This is a genomic window from Patescibacteria group bacterium (genome assembly GCA_028707495.1).
Classification (GTDB): Bacteria; Patescibacteriota; Patescibacteriia; order UBA2591; family JAQWAS01; genus JAQWAS01.
Map to the genome: position 1 here is coordinate 1 of JAQWAS010000006.1, position 17,454 is coordinate 17,454.

A 17,454-nucleotide genomic window follows, 5' to 3' on the forward strand; every position below is an offset into this window, starting at 1 on the left:
AATTTTATTTTTGTCTTGGCGTAGGGGCAGAGGGGCTGGGGGTGAATGCCCCGAAGCCAAGACTCCTTATTATTTATTAAGGATTGCCAATTAAATAGATATTTAATGTAACAAATAAAACATACGCAATAAGTAAAATAAGGCCTTCGCGCCGATCCATCTTTTTCCCGCTGTGATAAAAATATGCGAACAATGTCAATATAACTCCCAAAAATATGGCCACTATCCAAAAGGCTGAATTGGTATCAAAAATAATCGGACGAAGAAGAGCCAAAACTCCCAAGACTAACACATTCGTGAATGACGAGCTAAGCAAATGACTCAAAGAAAGTTCTGACGATTTTTTGCGCCACGAAGTAATGGCAATACTTATTTCCGGCAGATTCGTGCCAATCGAAAAAACCACAAGTCCGATTACCAATTGACTAACTTGAATATAATTTAGCAAATCCAAAGTTATGCCAACAATCCAATGTGAAGCAACAAGGACGCCTATAATTCCGACAATAGCCAAAACAATTGACTTGCCGACCCGATTGCTATTGGGTATTTCTATATGTTTATGATTGCTAAAATGGTTTAGGTGATACAAGTAAAAAATCAGACCGACATATAGACCAATCATCGCCATACCGTCAAACAAACTATATTTGCCGTCAACTCCAAACAAAATTGGGGAAAAAATAACCAAAACTGTCGGAATCAATGAAGCTAAACGTCCATCGGTGGCTATCTTTCTATTGAGAAGCAGGCTTGCGCCCAAGATAAGGCCAAGCATAACAATTATTCCACCGAGCAAATTTCCAACCGATAAAGCCGTGGCGCGATCAATCGTTGCGTTTATACCCAAAGAAAGTTCGGGCAAGCTGGTGATAAGTCCGAGCAAAATTCCAAACGCGAACAAGCGAATTTTTAAAACAGCGCCCAAATACTTGATATTTTTTACAGCAAAATTCGCCGACCAGCCCAAGGCGATAAATAGTAATAAAAGTTTTAGTGAATCAAGTAAAATTGGCATAATTATAATTTTTCAATTCTTTTTTTGTAACAATCATCTATTTAAAACTATCCAATTTCAACGGTGCCCTGTCTGATTTGTCACGCATCAATGTTTTAATGATACTTCTCTTGCTTATGCCCAATACCAATAAAATTGTGGCGCTGATTATGCCGAAGAAAGTTATTATTCCGAAAAGAATGTTAAAACCGAATTTATCGGCTATTATAGCGCCTATTGCGGCACTTGATGCTGTGGCTATACCTACGCCAACATCTTCCAGCGACCATTCAAACCCAACAATTTTTTTATCTATGTGATTGGTAAAAATTATACGCCAAGCCGGAACCGCCATAGAGTAGGCGAGACCGTTAAAAATTTGTAATAAATATACATGCCATGGATGAGAGGATATCGTATAAAATAGCGGGATAATCGCGATTAAAAAAGTGCCGGCCACCATAAAAGAATATTCGTCTCGCTCGCCTTTTATTTTGTCCATCAATCGGCTGATCGGCATTACCATAAGAACTCTTGTGATCCAGTAACAAGCCACCGCGTAGCCGATCACTTCAATCCTGTTTTCGATATTTTCTAAAATAAATACCGCGAATATGGGTGCCAGTAGGCCGACCGCAAAGAAAAGAAAAAAATCAGAGAAGATTAAAAAACGAATTGTCCTACTCACTTTATTATTCATAGTTTATATTAATTGTTTATTTTATAAAATCGTTTTCTGAGCGACGAGAGGAGCGAGAAAAACACCATATACCCCCCTCTTAAAAAAATAAAAATAAAATTTGTTCATTATAGAAAAGTGTTAGGCGTTAGCCGTAAAAAGAAAAGCATATTTCATATAACAGGGTTTATACAAACTCATTAAATTGAGCCTTTATTTAAGCCAAAAATGAGCTTAAAATTTGTAATCATAAATGGTTATGATTACACAGAAATAGGCTATTTATTATTTACCTTGCATACTCAGTAATGCGTTTTTCACGAATAACGCTGACCTTGATCTCGCCAGGATATTTGAGTTCTTCTTCAATGCGATTAGCTATTTCACGAGCGAGCTTTTGAGCTTGAAGATCATCAATTTCTTCGGGCATAACAAAAACGCGAATTTCGCGACCAGCTTGAATAGCATAAGTTTTATCAACTCCATCAAAGTCACGAGCTAGATTTTCAAGTTCCTCTAGACGTTTGATGTATTCTTCATAAGTATCTTTACGCGCACCAACTCGAGCGCCAGAAATGGCATCAGCTACTTTAACAATGACCGATTCGAGTGTAGGTGGGTGATCTTCGTGGTGATAGGCAATACCATTGATAATTTCTTCTGACAGACCGAATTTTTTACCCAAGTCACGGCCAATATCAGGATGAGTACCAATTACTTCATGGTCAACAGCCTTACCAATGTCATGGAGTAAACCCGATTTTTTAGCAATGGTGACGTCTGCTCCTAGTTCAGCTGCCAAGAGGGCAGAGAGGTTAGCAACTTCAATTGAGTGTTGTAGAACATTCTGACCATAGGATGAGCGGAATTTTAAACGACCTAAAAGTTGAATCAGTTTAGGATCTAAACCAGTTACACCCATTTCATAAACTGCATCTTCACCAGCTTTGCGAATCTCACGAGCCATTTCTTCTTTAGTTTTTTTAACAATTTCTTCAATGCGACCCGGATGAATACGACCATCCAAAATTAATTTTTCTAAAACTCTTTTAGCTAAATGACGACGAATCGGTGAAAAACCAGAGATAACCACGGTTTCTGGAGTGTCATCAACTATAATTTCTGTGCCAGTTAATTGTTCTAAAGTTTTAATATTACGACCTTCACGACCAATAATACGACCCTTTAATTCGTCCGATGGTAAGCTGACGGTCGTGGTGGTTAGTTCGGGAGTAACTGACGAAGCGCAACGTTCAACGGTTTGAGTTAAAATTTGTCGTGCTTTGTTGTCCCATTCTTCTTGAGAAATATTTTCTAATTTACGAACACGCTGAACCAAATCGTCTTTAATTTGACGTTCGGTATTTTTTAATAAAACATCTTTAGCTTCATCTTGGGTTAAACCGGCAATTTTTTGGAGTTTTTCCATTTGTTGCCCTTTAATTTCCTTGATGCTTTCTTCTTCTTTGCGTAGTTGCTCAGTTTTTTTAAAGATAGTCTCTTGTTTATTTTCTAGGTCAAGAATTTTTTTATCAAAAACCTCTTCGCGCTTCTCTAGTCTTTGTTGTTGAGAGTGGAGGTCTTTTTTAGTTTCTTGTTCTTCTTGTTTAGCCTTTTCAATAATAACTAAAGCCTTATCCTTGGCTTGGATAAGTAATTCTTTGTGTTGAGTTTTAGCTTCATTAATTAAGGCAATAGCCTTAGCTTCAGCTGATTCCGCATTGCGGGCAGCTATGAGTTTACGAACAAAGTAGCCAATCACAAAGCCGACTGGCAAGGCCAGGGCTAAAATCAAAGGTAAAATATCGTTCATAATATTTTAATTTAAACATAATTTATTAATTTTAATTTACATTTTTTAAACTATAAATTTAAATAATAACGTAAATTTATTTTATTGTAGCATAGATTTAATTAACAATCAAGCGGTGATGAAAATTAATTTAAAAAAAAGAAGACAATTGTAGTCTTGCCTTCAAATTTTTAGACTCTTATTTTATAACCTTATCGATTAATCCATATTTTAAAGCTTCTTGAGATGTTAAAAAGAAATCGCGATCAGTATCTTGTTCGATTTGAGTTAATTTTTGGCCGGTGTGTGTGGATAAAATTTTATTAATTTTATCTTTAATTTTTAAAATATGCTCAGCTCGAATTTTAACATCAATTGCTTGACCTTCAGCGCCACCCATGACTTGGTGAAGCATAATTTCGGCATTCGGCAAAGCAAGGCGTTTACCTTTAGCTCCGGCAGCCAGCAGAACGGCACCCATACTCGCCGCCGTGCCAATGCAAATAGTCATAATATCAGGTTTAATGTATTGCATGGTATCGTAAATAGCCATGCCAGAAGTTACCATGCCACCAGGCGTGTTGATATATAATTTAATATCTTTGTTTTTATCTTCACTTTCTAAAAATAAAAGTTGGGCGATGATAGTATTAGCTACCGCATCGTTAATCGGATTACCTAAAAAAATAATTCTTTCTTTAAGTAGGCGAGAGTAAATATCATAAGCGCGTTCACCACGAGATGATTTTTCAATTACCGTAGGAATAAGTTGAAAATTTTGAGCTTGAATTTGAGATGTCATATTTTTTAATTTTAATTTAAACCGGGTTAGAAGTTTCAAATTTAAAAGTAATACGTGGAATCCATTTTAATCTAATTTGACGATTAAGCTTGCGTTGAAGATGACCAATATTTTTTTCTAAAATTTTTAAAGTGGTACCAGCTTGAGTTTCTGGAAAAACACTAATATAAATATCGGCGTTTTTAAAATTATCACTAGTATCAACTCGAGTTATAGTTAAAAAGCTTTCCAAAGGGAGTTCAATCTCACGAGCAAGAATTTGGCTTAATTGCTGTCGAATTAAAATATTAATTTTTTCTAAACGTTCCGTCATAATTATTGAATTGTATTTTTTTCTTGTTCAACCTCTTTAAAGGCGCGCAGAATATCGTCGGGTTGAATTTGAGTTTTACCTTCAAATTGCAGGCCACACTCTTCACCGGCATTAGCCTGAGGAATATCTTGTTGGCTTTTTTGAATTTTACTTACCTTACCTAAACCAATTTCTTTTTGATCGCGTAAGATTAAACAGCGATTACCCTTTTCGATTTTACCACTAACAACCTGTCCGCCCAAAATAGTTTGTTTAGCTTCTTGGCGGAAAATTTTTAAAACTTTTAATTGACCGGTTTCGATTGTTTTAAACTCGGGTTGAATGAGTTTATTCATGCAATCCTTAATTTCATCAATCAATTCATAAATAATACCAAAATTTTTAACTGGAATATTTTTATTTTTAGCTAATAGGTCAGCAGAAGTAGAAATTTGAGTATTAAAGCCAAAAACATGACCATGCTTAACTTCAGCACGCAAAATGTCGGTTTCATTAATTTGACCTAAACCACGTTTAATAATATTAATTTTAATTTTAGGATGTTCTAATTTATTAATAGCCTCTTCAACGGCCTCAAGCGAACCCATAACATCAGCTTTTAAAACCAAGTTTAAATTAATTCTATCAGAGGACTCTTCGGTAGTTTTGTTTTTAATTGATAAAATTTGTTCAAAAGTTTCTTGTTGTTTTATCTTTTTTCTTTTTTTAAGATCTTTTTTGTCATCAATTTTTTCTAAAATGTCGCCAGCTTGCGGAGTGTTTTTTAAACCTAAAATTTTAACCGGTGTACCGGGAAGAGCTTGTTCAATTTCTTGGCCATTAGTTAATTTTAAAGACTTTATTTTGCCACTACCTTGATTAACCAAAACAATATCATTTTTTTTAAGAGTACCACTTTGAATTAAAACTATAGCTTGTGGACCTTCGTTTTTATCTAGATGAGCCTCGATAATTGTGCCTAAAACCGGGCCATTGGGATCAGCCATAATTTTTTCTTTTTCCATATCAACAATCAACAAAATCATATCTAATAAATCATCAATGCCTTGTCCGGTTTTGGCTGAAATTGGCACGCAAATTGTTTTTCCGCCCCAGTCTTCTGGAGTTAGGTTAATTTCAGATAACTGTTTTTTAACTTGATCAACGTTGGCCTCGGGTTTGTCAACTTTATTAATAGCCACTAGCATCATCAGATTTTCTTCTTGAATAATTTTAATCGATTCCATGGTTTGGGGCTTTAAACCTTCCTCGGCCGCCACGATTAAAATAGCGATATCGGCAATAGTGCCACCGCGGGAACGCATTTTTTTAAAAGCCGCATGTCCAGGTGTATCAATAAAAGTAATAAGTTTATTTTTCTTTTCAACCTGATAAGCTGAAATGTGTTGGGTAATACCTCCTTGTTCTGATTGAGTAACGTGAGTTTTACGAATAGCATCTAATAAAGTTGTTTTACCATGATCGATGTGGCCCATAATTGTTACCACTGGCGTTTTAGAGCTTAAATTTTGATCAAGGTGTTGAGCAATAAGATCCTTAGCATTAATTTTTCTAATCTTTTTTTCTTCTAGAGACTGTTCCGTCACTCTAAATCCTAAATCCTCAACAATAATAGCTGCAGTTTCAAAATCAATATTGTCATTAATTGTTGCCATAATACCGTTGCGCATTAGTTCACTGATAACTTTTACAACCGATAAATTAAGTCTATCGGCTAAATCATTAACAGTGATGACCTTAGGTAGACTGACTGGTGGTTGGTCAGCTTTAGCTTCAGCTTTTTTTTCTTTAAGTTGATCTTGTATTTCAATTTTTTGACTAATACTTTTAAGCTTCTCCTGCTCTTGATAATCTTTCCAGACTTGAATGATTTTTTCAGCAATTTTATCATCGACCTGAATGGCTTTTTCCCCCACATCAAAACCAAGCTGAGGAATTTTTTCGCGCAACTCTTGGGTTGAGGTTTTTAGTTTTCTAGCTAATTCAGTGATATTCATATGTTCCTATTGTACTCTTTTAAACCAAATAAGTCAATTAATAAATTAAAAAACTTGATTTTATTATCAGAATAAGTTAAAATAAGATTTAATATAAACAAATAAATTATGGCCTCAGACTTAATTAAAAAATTGCAAGAATTGATTAAAAAATCAACCAGAATTTTAGTTATTTTTCCAGCTGATTTTGATGGTGATATGTTAGCTTCAAGTTTGGCTTGGATAAATTTTTTATCTAAATGCGATCGACAATTACATGTCGATATAGTCGCTGATGGTATAGAAATTCCTAAAAAGTATGATTTTTTAAAATGTTTAGATCAAATTCAATCGAAGTTGAATTTAATTCGGGATTTAGTTATTTCTATCCAATCTCAAGACAATAAAATTGGCGAATTAAGCTATGAAACGATTGATAATAAATTAAACATTTATTTATCTCCACAAGATCGAACTATTCAAAAAAATGATATTGCTTTAAGTTTAGACGGTTATAACTACGACTTGATTTTTGTTTTGGGTTGTCAACATTTATCTGACTTGGACACTGTTTATACTACACATAAAGATTTTTTTGATAAGACGGCAATAATTAATTTTGATTATCATGCCAATAATGACAATTTTGGAATTTTAAATATTATTGATGTTAACTCAGCTTCGTTGGGAGAAGTGATTTATAAAATTATGCGTGGCTATAACCAAGAGCTAATTGATAAAGACATGGCCACGAGTTTATTGGCAGCGATGATTGCAGCAACTAACGCTTTTCGTTCGGCTAGCACGAGCCAACACACTTTATTGGCAGCCAGCCAACTAATTTCTTTTGGAGCTGACAAAAGGAAAATTATGGAGAAATTATTTGAAAGTCGTTCCGTCGCCGTTTTAAAATTATGGGGTAGAGTTTTAGCGAGATTAAAAAATTCTCGCGATGGAAAGATTGCTTGGTCATTAATTTCAGATGAAGATATTTTGAAAAGTGGCTTAGATGGTTTAAATTCAACGGAGCAGGAAGAAGTAGTTTTTTGGGACATTATTAAAGAGCTTTATGCTAGTTTGTCACAAGCTCAAGTTGTTGCTATTTTTAGGCAAAAAAACAATCAAGTTAATGTTTATTTAAAATCACGAGACAGTAAAATTGATTTATTGAAAATCACTGAAGATTTCTCACCTCAAGGCGACAGTCAAAAAGTTAAATTAACATTTGAAAACGGCAGTATTTTAGAAATTGAAGATATTTTAACTAAACTGATAGAAACTAAAATGAGATCATAAATAATAAAATGTTTTTTGAGGGCGCATAGCTCAGTTGGTTAGAGCACCACGCTTATAACGTGGGGGTCGATGGTTCGAGTCCATCTGCGCCCACCAGAATAACTGATAACTCATAATCGCAAGATTGTTTTTAATATGAAGTTGTGATAAAGTTAAATGTTGTTATCGGTTACGAGTTGTAAGTTATAAGTTTTTTCCGCCGGGGTAGCTCAGTGGTAGAGCAGATGACTGAAAATCATCGTGTCGGCAGTCCGATTCTGCCCCCCGGCACCACTACCAACTTTGGAAAAGTTGGTGTGGTGCCCCGGCACCACTATACATTTTTTTAAAAAGTTGACGTGGATGTCCTTGACACCACTATACATTTTTTTAAAAAGTTGACGTGGATGTCCTTGACACCACTATACATTTTTTTAAAAAGTTGACGTGGATGTCCTTGACACCACTATACATTTTTTTAAAAAGTTGACGTGGATGTCCTTGACACCACTATACATTTTTTTAAAAAGTTGATGTGGTGTCTTCAATATCACCTATATCTTTAAAAAAGTTGATGTGATGTCTTTAGTGCCAACTCACTAGCAATATATTACAATATAATTATGTTTTATGTGTACGTAATTAAAAGCCAAAAAGACAACATGACGTATATTGGTTCAACTAATGATTTAAAAAGAAGATTTAATGAACATAATAAGGGTTTAGTTAAATCAACAAAACCAAGGATACCGTTTGAATTAATTTATTATGAAGCCTATAAATCAGAAGCAGATGCCAGAAGGAGAGAGCATAATTTAAAATTAAAAAGCCGTGCTTACGCGCAACTTAGAAAAAGAATTGAAAATAGTTTATAATTGGTTATTTCGGAGTGTGGCCTAGTGGCTTAAGGCGCTTGCTTTGGGAGCAAGAGATCGCGGGTTCGAGTCCCGCCACTCCGACCAAATTAATGATAAAATAATAAATATATGAATCCAGAGAAAATAACTCAGGAATTTTTACCAGATGAAACAAATAGACTTGACGTTTTAAATCAAGAAAATTTTAATGATTTACCAGAATATATTCAAGTAAGTCGAGAATTTAGAGATAAATTATGCGAATCGATTGAAACAGAAGGCTGGCCAGAATATCCCAATGAAAACGTAAAAGGTATTGAAGATTTTTTTAACCAAGCTAAAGATCAAGTAGATCAAAGATGGGAAAAATATGCGACAGGGGTTTTAAGCGAAGATTTAAAAAAATGGGCTGATGAAATTCCTAATCATAAAAGCAATAAGGAAATTAAATTTTTATTATCCAATCCTGAAGAATTAGAAGAAAAATTAAAAATTAATCAATTTGGCGTTTTAGAATCTTTGAGAAATATAAAGCCAGAGGCTTGGCGAGAGTTGGTTCTTTCGGCATCAGAAAGACAATTGGCTCGTGTAGTTTTAACTCGTCATTGGATGAAAGAAATGTCTGACGAGCAATTTGAAATACTTGGTATTAATAAATCAGAAATGGAAATTTTACTTGATGCGGCTGGGATTTTTGGAAAATATATTGATCATGCTTATGTTAAACAAATTGAAATGGCTGATCGACCTGGCGGTCAAGAAAAAACACAATTTGAAGATGATCCAGGCTCAGAATGTGTTTATGAATTTAAATCAGATCAACCAGACAAAATTGATTTAAAACCATATATTGATGTTTTTCCTTTTGAGTTCAAAAGAATAGATGTGGGTTTTAATTTTTTGTCACAAAAAGTTAGAAAATTTTTAGATCAAGGTAAATTACCAGAAGCTTATAATAATTTGCCAGATTATTTAGAAAATATTTCTCGAAACTATATATCAGAAGAAGTTACTTTTGAAACTTTGGATAAAAATTGGAAGGAATTATATGCACAATTTGGGAAAATAAGTCAAAGCGAATGTCCACTTATGGTTATTCCTCAAGGAAATGCTTCAGTGGCAGGCGATGCTTCAAAAGTTGATATAGAATTAAGGTTAGGCGTAAAAACTTTAGAAACACGAGAGATGGAAAATGAGTTTCAAAGTTATCGACAAACAGCACAGTTCATGCTAGATAAAGTTGATACAGGACTAGATGAAAAGTATAAAATTCCTGAGGTAAATTTAAATTATCAACCTTTTGCTTTTGGGTCAGATCTTTTTTGGATGACAAGAGGCGAATCAGACGAAAAAACAATATCTTCTCATGTTAATTCCGTAGCTGATGTGGCGATAGTTAGAGAGTTGCCACTTTTACAAAAAACATTCTTAGAAATGAAAACCGATCAAGCTGATTATACAAAATTGGCAGTTGATGAAACTGTTCGTCATGAAATTGGTCACAGTGTTGCGAGTTGGGAAGATAAAAAAGTTCTTAAAAGAATTGGCACTGGTTTTAATGCAGATGTTTTAGAAGAATTAAAAGCTGAAACACTTGGGGCTGAATTTTTTTATCAAAAAGCCATTGAAGCTAATTTAGATTCAACGGAAATTAAAAAGCATTTTTCAGCCAAGATGGGTGCGATGTGCGATTATTTAGCTAATAAAGATAAAAAAAGTGAAGCAGATAGGATATATTATTATTCAGGAGTAGCTATGTTTGATAAGCTTTTAGAACAAGGAGTTATTGTTATGTCAGAGTCGGGTCAGTATGAAATTACCGATGCTAAAAAAGGATTTGAAGTTTTAGGTGAAATAGGCAAAGACATTTTAAATAATTTTCATACTAATTCAAAGATTAAACCAAAAGAAGTTAAACAAAATTTAAAAGGATTTATTCAAGGATTAAAAGAGAAAGATAAAAAAGATCAGGTACAATCTTTTATAGAATTTTTAAAAAAATAATTTATGTCAATTGAATTTGAAGCTACCTTTGTTGATGTCGATATTGATGAGGTGCGTGTAAAATTAGAAAAATTGGGAGCGAAATTAATTCAACCAGAAAGATTGATGCGTCGGGTTATTTTTTGGCCACCCAAACAAGATGAATTAGGTTGGATGCGAGTTAGAGATGAAGGACATAAAATTACTTTAAGTTATAAAAGATTTTTAGGTTATCAAAAAGAAAAAGTTGATATTAGTGATCAGGAAGAAATTTGTTTAGAAATTAATGATTTTGAGCAAGGAGTTAAACTTTTAGAGATGACCGGGGCTAAAAAGAAGGCTTATCAAGAAACCAAGAGAGAAGAGTGGTTATATTTAAATAGTGAGATTTGTCTTGATACTTGGCCGGGCTTGGAGCCATTTATAGAAATTGAAGCTCAGGACGAAGCTTTGGTTAAAAAAATTTCACAAGATTTAGATTTAGATTATTCGCAGGCTTTGTTTGGGCCGGTACATGTAGTTTACGAAAAGAAATTAGGCATTTCAGCCGATGAAATTAATAATCATACACCTGAGATCACTTTTGACAATCCACCACAGAAAAAGATATAAAATAAAAGTGCAAGCGGGTATCGTATAGTGGCTATTACCTCAGCTTTCCAAGCTGATGAGAGGGGTTCGATTCCCCTTACCCGCTCCAAAATTATTTAGAATTCAAAATAAATCAAAAATAGGCCAATGGCCTATTTTTGTGTGTAATTTCAAAAAATTCTAAACACTTTTTAGTTTAGCGAATAAAGAGAAAAGAGTTTAATTAATCTTGTTTTGGCAAGAATTTAAACATCTTTGTGCCACAAGTTGGACAAGTTCCAGTAGCGGCACGTCTTTTGACTCCACCTTTGCCTTCAATAATAACTTCTTGTGGGTTTTTGATCTCTTTTTTAGCTTTGCATTTAACGCAATAAGCTTCCATGAGATTATTTGTTAATAATTAAACTACCTTTATTTTAGCTTATTTAAGCCAAAAATGAAAGTTGATAACTTTTTCAAGCTAAATTTACCAAATTATTTTAATTTATTCAAATCTTTTAGTAAATTATCTAAATCCAAATCATACATTTTACAAATATCACCTAATTTTAAAACTTGCATTTCCATTTGAGCCATAGGGCAAGAAATACACGGTACTTTATATTTAGCTAAAATTCCAACAGATTCTGGCTTAGTTAAAACTTGAGCTAAAGTTGTATTTTTATTTATTTTTTGAGTCATATGTTTGTAAATAATTATTAATAGCTTGAGTTAGAGCTTCACCGCCTAAAATAGAGCAGTGATATTTAATCGGCGGTAATTCGCCTAGATTTTTAGTTATTTTTTGTGCGTTTATTTTTAAGGCTTGTTTAAGTGTTTTGCCTTTGGCTAATTCGCATAACATATCCGAGGCAGCAATGGCCGCCGGACAACCATAAGTCATAAATTTAATGTCTTGAATGACATTATTTTTAATTTTTAAATATATTTTCATTATATCACCACACCGTACATTGCCAACTTCGCCGATGGCATCGGCGTTTTTAATTTCTCCGGCGAATTTGGGATTTTTAAAGCGATTGATGACTTTTTTGTTATACATAAATTAAATCTTAAATGTAAAATTAAATTTTATTTGTCATCCCGAATTTCCGTCTGAACATCTATGGCTTTGTGTCATGCTGAATTTATTTCAGCATCTGTAATTAAGTTAAACGTTTCTTGCTCTGACAGGGTAAAAAGCATCAACAGATTCTGAAACAAGTTCAGAATGACAACTACAAAACAGAATGACAATCTCTAGCGTTAATAGACTTTTAAATATCCTCCGGTTCGGCTGGTTAGTTGCCACCCTAAATCCCACGGACATTCTGCTAAATTTTTTTAACTAGTAAATCGGCGATATCTTTCTTAATTTTTGAATAATGTTTGGTAAAATTTTAATTAAATAATCAATCTCTTTTAAAGTATTAAAACGACTTAAACTAATTCTTAAGCTACTATTAGCTAGTTCATCAGATAAGCCAATAGCTTTTAAAATATAACTTGGTTCTAAGGTTAAGGCCGAGCAAGCCGACCCAGTTGAAGTGGCAATCCCTTTATCATCTAATAATTTACCCAAAGATTCGCCTTCAACACCCTTGAAAGAAAAATTGATATTATTACACAAACGTTTTTTACCGGTTGGGCCGTTTAAATATGTATCAGGAATTTTTTGAATTTCTTTGATTAATTTATCACGCAATTGAGTCATTTTTAAAATATCTTTTTGTTTGGCTAATTCAACAGCTTTACTAAAACCAATGATTGCTGGAATGTTTTCAGTGCCGGCTCTTAATTTATGTTCATGATTACCGCCATGTTGCCAAGGTTCAATTTGTGTACCATTTTTAACATACAAAGCGCCAATGCCTTTAGGCCCGTGGATTTTATGAGCATTTAAACTAACCAAATCTAGATTAAATTTTTTAACATCAATTTCGGTTTTAGTATAGCTTTGACAAGCATCAGTATGAAAATAGATTTTGTGTTGAGCACAAATTTTACCAACAGCTTCTAAATCTTGAAGAGTGCCAATTTCGTTATTGGCATGAATAATTGAAATCAAAATAGTTTTGGGAGTGATGGTTTTTTTGAGTTCATTTAAATCAATAAAACCGTGTTTATCAACTGGCAAATAAGTAATTTTAAAGCCTTGAGTAGTTAACCATTTACAAGAGTTTAAAACAGCTTTATGTTCAATTTGAGTGGTAATAAGATGATTACCCTTTTTTTTATTAGCCCAAGCGATCCCTTTCAAGGCTAAATTATCACTTTCAGTTCCGCCAGAAGTAAAAATTATTTCGTTAGGTTTGGCCTTGATTGATTGAGCAATAATTAAACGACTTTTTTCTAAATCCTTTTTAGATTTTAAACCACAAGTGTGCAATGAGGAGGCATTGCCATAAAAATTCATTAAATATGGTTGCATAGCTTTAACAACTTGCAGATCAGTTTGGGTTGTGGCCGCGTTATCAAAATAAATATGTTTCATAAAATTTTATTTAAGATTGTTTTAAATATAGCATAGAACAGTTTTTTTTTCAATTTTAAAAGCCATTTCAAAAATTTAAAATGGCTTTTAATAATGTGTTTTACAATGTATTTAGGATATCGTTTTTTAAGGCATCTTTTTGTCTTAAACCAACAAATTCTTTAATAGAGATGCCATTTTTGAATAATTTCATCGCTGGAATGCTTTGAATTTGATATTCTTCAACTAATTGTTGGTTAGCTTCGGCACTAATATCAACTTTTACAATTTTAACTTTATCAACTAAATCTTGAGCGAGTTCATCTAAAATTGGTCCCATCATTTGGCAAGGGCCACACCATGGTGCCCAAAAATCAACCAAAACAGGTAAGTCTGATTTTAAAACTTCAGACTCAAAATTATCCTGAGAAATATTTAATGCTTGTGACATAAGATTATTGATTATTAATTAAGAATTATAGTTTTTTGTCATTCTGAATTTAACGAAGTGAAATGAAGAATCCCGTGAGACCTGCCTGCCGGCAGGCAGGTAACGAACCAATGTTTTAAAGTGTTTTTTGCAAACCTCACGGGATTCTATCAGTCGCCTGCTGAATCGGCAGGCTCCTTCCAGAATGACAGCTTTTAAATTAATTTATACCAATTAAATAATAAAAACCTAAACCTAAAAGTAGTATTGCCTCAATCAAAGTAATCCACACAACAAATTTTTGCGAACCCAATCTAATTTTCATAGTAAAAACCGCGATAACAAAAATTACAATTTCATCCAACATATAGAAAAAGACAAATAAGGTAATACACAAAACATAGCTTAGGGCAGTTAAATTAGCTTGAGAGAGCAGGCCGGCATAAAAAAGTGGTAAGGCGGCTGAGCAAGGGAACTCAATTAAGGTAATAACACCAGCAAAAACAATAATCGCGCCAACGAGACTTAAGGTGCGACTGGGTTGGGTGAAGGCAGATTTTAATTTAGTTGAAATTTTAGTCATAGCCTGACTCATACCACAATTGGGGCCATATTTTAACATACGAATAAATTGATAAATTAAATAAATTCCGCCGATTAAGCCAAGACAACCAATTACAACTTCCATGGAGCGCAAATAATTACCTAAAATATTAAAAAGTTTATACCAAAAGCCAATCAATAAACCATATAAAATAGCCGTTGTTAAAATAAAAGTTAAACCTAGACCAAATATTTTTTTACGTGATTTTAGGGTCAAAACTAGACCTAAAATAAAAACCAAAGCACCCAGAGAGCACACATTAAAACCATCAAAAAAGCCGAACATAACTGCTAAAATTGGTAAGGAATATTTTTCAATATCTATGTGGCCAATAATTGGTAGATGAATATCATTTTCGTCATCATCTTGACATTCAGTATTAGATTCTTGTTGTTGATCAGTTAGATAATCAATTTTATTTTGTAGGTTAATTTGAGTTGTTTGGCCAAAACCTAAAAGGTATTCATCTTGGATAAAAGTTATTGGTACCAAGCCATGGATATTTTGAGGCACATTATATTGCTGATAAAAACTTTTTAGCAGATCAACATTTTCTGATTGAGCCAATGAATAATAATTAATTTTTAAATCACAACCCTCTTTTTCTGTTTTCTGTAAAAAGCTTTTTTCTTGGGCACAATGGGGGCAAGACTCACTATAAAAAAAATTAATTTCATTATTAATTTCTTGTGCCAAAGTTAATTTAGGCAGCCAAGTTAAGCTGACTAAGATTAAAACTAAACTTAAAAATAATTTTTTCATATTTGAAAATTATAATATTTTTTAAACTTTATTTCAAGTTAATCAAAAAATCCCACCAAGGGCGTGGGAAATTTTGACAAGATTTTATCTTGGTCGGGTCATTTTGGCTCCGCATTTAGGGCAGTCACATTCATAGCAGGGACAGCCTCTTTGATGATCAATTTTTTCGCCACAAGAAGGGCAAACACATTGACCATCTGGACCTAAACCTTGACCTTGAGGTTGTCGTCCTCGTCCTTGACCAAATCCTAGACCACGACCAGGTGCATTTGTATTAGGCATATGTTTTTTAGTTAAAAATTAGTAATTATTTTTTTAATCTATAATTGCCACCATCAACTTTAATAGCTGAACCATTGATTAGGGCTTGGGCAATTTTTTTCTGGGCTGAAACTAAAACGCGATGAAAGGTTGAACGTGAAACTTGCATTTTTTTAGCAGCTTGTTCTTCGGTTAACTCTTGAATGTCATGCAAACGAATAGCTTCTATTTCTTCAAAAGTTAATTGAATTTCGGTTAAATTTTTAAGACGTTGACCAGCTGGTTTAAAATAAGTACAGCGTGGTTGTTGGCCGATGCGTCTGCATCTACACGGTCTAGGCATAAAATTATTTTTAAAGTTATCCACAGTTATGAACATATGTTCATTATTATTATAGCAAAGTTATCAACAATGTCAAGAGTTTGTTCTATTTAAAATTATGATATAATAAAAATAACTTAATTTTTAATTTTAAAAATATGCAACAACAAAAAAATTCACCTAACTCTAATGGAATTTTTGGATTTTTATCTGTTATAATTGTTTTTTTACTTGTTTTATCTCCAACTTTAATTAAATCAATAATCAGTGGATCTAAGAGTGGGGTTGACGGTGGTATTGTTGGAATTGTGGCAATTATAATTATGTTTTTAAGTTTAGCGGTTATTGTTGGGTTAGGTGGTTTACGTGTAATTAATCAGTATGAGCGTGCGGTTGTTTTAACACTAGGCAAATATACAGGAACTAGAAACCCAGGATTAACTTGGATATTTCCTGGTATTCAAAGAATTATTAAACCAGATTTAAGAATAACTACTGTTGATATTCCTCAACAAGAAGTAATTACCAAAGATAATGTTACGGTAGGTATAAATGCAGTAGTTTATTTTCGTGTTGCTATTCCAGAAAGAGCAGTTTTAGAAATTCAAGATTATTCGCGAGCCGTAGCTTTATATGCTCAAGCTACATTAAGAGATATCGTTGGTGGAGTTGAATTAGACGCATTTTTATCAGAGAGAGATAAAATTGCTGATGAAATAAAAAAAATTGTTGATGTAGCTACTGATCCTTGGGGAATTGATGTAACTATAATTAAAATTCAAGATATTGAATTGCCAGCTGACATGAAACGAGCAATGGCCAAACAGGCAGAAACAGAAAGAGAGAGAAGGGCAGTAATTATTAAAGCCCATGGAGAATTAAGTGCTTCAGAAAATTTAAAAAAAGCAGCTGAAAATTTAACTTCAGTTCCTGGAGGTTTATCATTAAGAACCTTGGCAACTATTGAAAATATTAATCCCGATCCATCAAAAATGGTTATCTTTGCTTTACCAGTTGAAGTTTTAGAAGGGTTTAAATCTTTACAAAATTTAAAAGAAAAACAAAAATGATATCAAAAAATATATTTGAAATAGAAGATATTTTTTCTATTGAAGGAATAGGAATTATTGTTGCTGGAACATTAAAAAATGGTAATATTTTGAAAGGGATGAAAACAATTATAAACGGTAAGACAGCCGAAGTTGCTAGCATTGAACAATATCATAAAAAAATTGATATGATTGATGCAGTAGGAAGTTCAGCTGGTTTATTGTTAAAAGGAGTTGAAAAAAAAGATATTTCTTTGGGAGAAATTTTTTTACAATAATAAATAAAAAATCAGCCAACCTTTTTATAGA

Annotated in this window: 20 protein-coding genes and 4 tRNA genes; 10 read left to right on the top strand and 14 right to left on the bottom strand. The window is 33.2% G+C overall.

From position 1 onward, the window contains the following. Positions 1–76 precede the first annotated feature (76 nt). The 6 genes from PHS07_02740 to infB all read right to left on the bottom strand — a co-directional run bounded on the left by PHS07_02740 (position 77) and on the right by infB (position 6,580). The gene (locus tag PHS07_02740) at positions 77–1,018 is read right to left on the bottom strand and encodes a hypothetical protein (protein ID MDD4607226.1); all 942 of its coding nucleotides are present in this window, start codon (positions 1,016–1,018) and stop codon (positions 77–79) included. A gap of 37 nt (positions 1,019–1,055) precedes the next feature. Continuing rightward, positions 1,056–1,697 (bottom strand): MFS transporter, encoded by a 642-nt coding sequence (locus PHS07_02745; GenBank protein ID MDD4607227.1) that lies wholly within the window; start codon positions 1,695–1,697, stop codon positions 1,056–1,058. A gap of 268 nt (positions 1,698–1,965) precedes the next feature. Next, positions 1,966–3,489: a ribonuclease Y gene (rny, locus tag PHS07_02750; GenBank protein MDD4607228.1), complete on the bottom strand. Its 1,524-nt coding sequence runs from the start codon at positions 3,487–3,489 to the stop codon at positions 1,966–1,968. Between the two features lie 178 nt (positions 3,490–3,667). Then, positions 3,668–4,270, bottom strand: a complete 603-nt coding sequence (gene clpP, locus PHS07_02755; GenBank protein ID MDD4607229.1) for an ATP-dependent Clp endopeptidase proteolytic subunit ClpP — start codon at positions 4,268–4,270, stop codon at positions 3,668–3,670. A gap of 16 nt (positions 4,271–4,286) precedes the next feature. Beyond that, positions 4,287–4,583 carry a 30S ribosome-binding factor RbfA gene (rbfA, locus tag PHS07_02760; GenBank protein ID MDD4607230.1) on the bottom strand — a complete coding sequence of 99 codons (297 nt, stop codon included), beginning with the start codon at positions 4,581–4,583 and terminating at the stop codon, positions 4,287–4,289. A 2-nt stretch (positions 4,584–4,585) separates the two neighbouring features. Further along, entirely contained in the window at positions 4,586–6,580 is a 1,995-nt protein-coding gene (gene infB / locus PHS07_02765; GenBank protein ID MDD4607231.1) for a translation initiation factor IF-2, read from the bottom strand. A gap of 108 nt (positions 6,581–6,688) precedes the next feature. Here infB and PHS07_02770 point away from each other — a divergent pair, with 108 nt between their 5' ends. From PHS07_02770 to PHS07_02805, 8 genes are all read left to right on the top strand, one after another. Further along, positions 6,689–7,855, top strand: coding sequence for a hypothetical protein (locus PHS07_02770; protein MDD4607232.1), 1,167 nt, complete (start codon positions 6,689–6,691; stop codon positions 7,853–7,855). A 19-nt stretch (positions 7,856–7,874) separates the two neighbouring features. After that, positions 7,875–7,951, top strand: a tRNA-Ile gene (locus PHS07_02775). 102 nt (positions 7,952–8,053) lie between these two features. Further along, positions 8,054–8,128: transfer RNA gene (locus PHS07_02780), tRNA-Phe, on the top strand. Positions 8,129–8,457: 329 nt separating this feature from the next. Next, complete coding sequence (locus tag PHS07_02785) at positions 8,458–8,709, top strand: GIY-YIG nuclease family protein (protein ID MDD4607233.1); 252 nt, start codon at positions 8,458–8,460, stop codon at positions 8,707–8,709. Positions 8,710–8,719: 10 nt separating this feature from the next. Further along, a tRNA-Pro gene (locus PHS07_02790) sits at positions 8,720–8,796 on the top strand. A gap of 24 nt (positions 8,797–8,820) precedes the next feature. Beyond that, positions 8,821–10,695 (top strand): hypothetical protein, encoded by a 1,875-nt coding sequence (locus PHS07_02795; protein ID MDD4607234.1) that lies wholly within the window; start codon positions 8,821–8,823, stop codon positions 10,693–10,695. Positions 10,696–10,698: 3 nt separating this feature from the next. Further along, positions 10,699–11,286: a CYTH domain-containing protein gene (locus PHS07_02800; GenBank protein ID MDD4607235.1), complete on the top strand. Its 588-nt coding sequence runs from the start codon at positions 10,699–10,701 to the stop codon at positions 11,284–11,286. Between the two features lie 13 nt (positions 11,287–11,299). Then, positions 11,300–11,374, top strand: a tRNA-Gly gene (locus tag PHS07_02805). Between the two features lie 114 nt (positions 11,375–11,488). On the opposite strand, the gene PHS07_02810 is transcribed toward PHS07_02805, so the two are convergent. From PHS07_02810 to PHS07_02845, 8 genes are all read right to left on the bottom strand, one after another. Then, a complete protein-coding gene (locus PHS07_02810; GenBank protein MDD4607236.1) occupies positions 11,489–11,647 on the bottom strand; it encodes a DUF5679 domain-containing protein in 159 nt (52 codons plus the stop codon). Positions 11,648–11,739: 92 nt separating this feature from the next. Then, the gene (locus tag PHS07_02815; GenBank protein MDD4607237.1) at positions 11,740–11,946 is read right to left on the bottom strand and encodes a DUF1858 domain-containing protein; all 207 of its coding nucleotides are present in this window, start codon (positions 11,944–11,946) and stop codon (positions 11,740–11,742) included. Further along, positions 11,927–12,307, bottom strand: a complete 381-nt coding sequence (locus PHS07_02820; protein ID MDD4607238.1) for an iron-sulfur cluster assembly scaffold protein — start codon at positions 12,305–12,307, stop codon at positions 11,927–11,929. Before PHS07_02820 ends, PHS07_02815 begins: the two co-directional genes overlap by 20 nt. Before the next feature lie 285 nt (positions 12,308–12,592). Then, the gene (locus PHS07_02825; protein MDD4607239.1) at positions 12,593–13,738 is read right to left on the bottom strand and encodes a cysteine desulfurase family protein; all 1,146 of its coding nucleotides are present in this window, start codon (positions 13,736–13,738) and stop codon (positions 12,593–12,595) included. A 100-nt stretch (positions 13,739–13,838) separates the two neighbouring features. Continuing rightward, positions 13,839–14,168, bottom strand: coding sequence for a thioredoxin (gene trxA, locus PHS07_02830; GenBank protein MDD4607240.1), 330 nt, complete (start codon positions 14,166–14,168; stop codon positions 13,839–13,841). 199 nt (positions 14,169–14,367) lie between these two features. Then, positions 14,368–15,513, bottom strand: a complete 1,146-nt coding sequence (locus tag PHS07_02835; GenBank protein ID MDD4607241.1) for a hypothetical protein — start codon at positions 15,511–15,513, stop codon at positions 14,368–14,370. Positions 15,514–15,597: 84 nt separating this feature from the next. Next, the gene (locus tag PHS07_02840) at positions 15,598–15,795 is read right to left on the bottom strand and encodes a hypothetical protein (protein ID MDD4607242.1); all 198 of its coding nucleotides are present in this window, start codon (positions 15,793–15,795) and stop codon (positions 15,598–15,600) included. 25 nt (positions 15,796–15,820) lie between these two features. Next, positions 15,821–16,117, bottom strand: coding sequence for a DUF134 domain-containing protein (locus PHS07_02845; protein ID MDD4607243.1), 297 nt, complete (start codon positions 16,115–16,117; stop codon positions 15,821–15,823). A gap of 137 nt (positions 16,118–16,254) precedes the next feature. On the opposite strand from PHS07_02845, the gene PHS07_02850 reads away from it, so the two are divergent. After that, entirely contained in the window at positions 16,255–17,166 is a 912-nt protein-coding gene (locus PHS07_02850; GenBank protein ID MDD4607244.1) for a slipin family protein, read from the top strand. Continuing rightward, positions 17,163–17,423 carry a hypothetical protein gene (locus PHS07_02855; GenBank protein ID MDD4607245.1) on the top strand — a complete coding sequence of 87 codons (261 nt, stop codon included), beginning with the start codon at positions 17,163–17,165 and terminating at the stop codon, positions 17,421–17,423. The genes PHS07_02850 and PHS07_02855 overlap by 4 nt, the downstream gene beginning before the upstream one ends. Positions 17,424–17,454: the final 31 nt, after the last annotated feature.

Excerpts from the sequence above, each read along its gene's own strand:
- PHS07_02740 (MDD4607226.1), bottom strand. The coding sequence starts at position 1,018 with ATGCCAATTTTACTTGATTCACTAAAACTTTTATTACTATTTATCGCC.
- PHS07_02745 (MDD4607227.1), bottom strand. The coding sequence starts at position 1,697 with ATGAATAATAAAGTGAGTAGGACAATTCGTTTTTTAATCTTCTCTGAT.
- rny (MDD4607228.1), bottom strand. The coding sequence starts at position 3,489 with ATGAACGATATTTTACCTTTGATTTTAGCCCTGGCCTTGCCAGTCGGC.
- clpP (MDD4607229.1), bottom strand. The coding sequence starts at position 4,270 with ATGACATCTCAAATTCAAGCTCAAAATTTTCAACTTATTCCTACGGTA.
- rbfA (MDD4607230.1), bottom strand. The coding sequence starts at position 4,583 with ATGACGGAACGTTTAGAAAAAATTAATATTTTAATTCGACAGCAATTA.
- infB (MDD4607231.1), bottom strand. The coding sequence starts at position 6,580 with ATGAATATCACTGAATTAGCTAGAAAACTAAAAACCTCAACCCAAGAG.
- PHS07_02770 (MDD4607232.1), top strand. The coding sequence starts at position 6,689 with ATGGCCTCAGACTTAATTAAAAAATTGCAAGAATTGATTAAAAAATCA.
- PHS07_02785 (MDD4607233.1), top strand. The coding sequence starts at position 8,458 with ATGTTTTATGTGTACGTAATTAAAAGCCAAAAAGACAACATGACGTAT.
- PHS07_02795 (MDD4607234.1), top strand. The coding sequence starts at position 8,821 with ATGAATCCAGAGAAAATAACTCAGGAATTTTTACCAGATGAAACAAAT.
- PHS07_02800 (MDD4607235.1), top strand. The coding sequence starts at position 10,699 with ATGTCAATTGAATTTGAAGCTACCTTTGTTGATGTCGATATTGATGAG.
- PHS07_02810 (MDD4607236.1), bottom strand. The coding sequence starts at position 11,647 with ATGGAAGCTTATTGCGTTAAATGCAAAGCTAAAAAAGAGATCAAAAAC.
- PHS07_02815 (MDD4607237.1), bottom strand. The coding sequence starts at position 11,946 with ATGACTCAAAAAATAAATAAAAATACAACTTTAGCTCAAGTTTTAACT.
- PHS07_02820 (MDD4607238.1), bottom strand. The coding sequence starts at position 12,307 with ATGTATAACAAAAAAGTCATCAATCGCTTTAAAAATCCCAAATTCGCC.
- PHS07_02825 (MDD4607239.1), bottom strand. The coding sequence starts at position 13,738 with ATGAAACATATTTATTTTGATAACGCGGCCACAACCCAAACTGATCTG.
- trxA (MDD4607240.1), bottom strand. The coding sequence starts at position 14,168 with ATGTCACAAGCATTAAATATTTCTCAGGATAATTTTGAGTCTGAAGTT.
- PHS07_02835 (MDD4607241.1), bottom strand. The coding sequence starts at position 15,513 with ATGAAAAAATTATTTTTAAGTTTAGTTTTAATCTTAGTCAGCTTAACT.
- PHS07_02840 (MDD4607242.1), bottom strand. The coding sequence starts at position 15,795 with ATGCCTAATACAAATGCACCTGGTCGTGGTCTAGGATTTGGTCAAGGA.
- PHS07_02845 (MDD4607243.1), bottom strand. The coding sequence starts at position 16,117 with ATGCCTAGACCGTGTAGATGCAGACGCATCGGCCAACAACCACGCTGT.
- PHS07_02850 (MDD4607244.1), top strand. The coding sequence starts at position 16,255 with ATGCAACAACAAAAAAATTCACCTAACTCTAATGGAATTTTTGGATTT.
- PHS07_02855 (MDD4607245.1), top strand. The coding sequence starts at position 17,163 with ATGATATCAAAAAATATATTTGAAATAGAAGATATTTTTTCTATTGAA.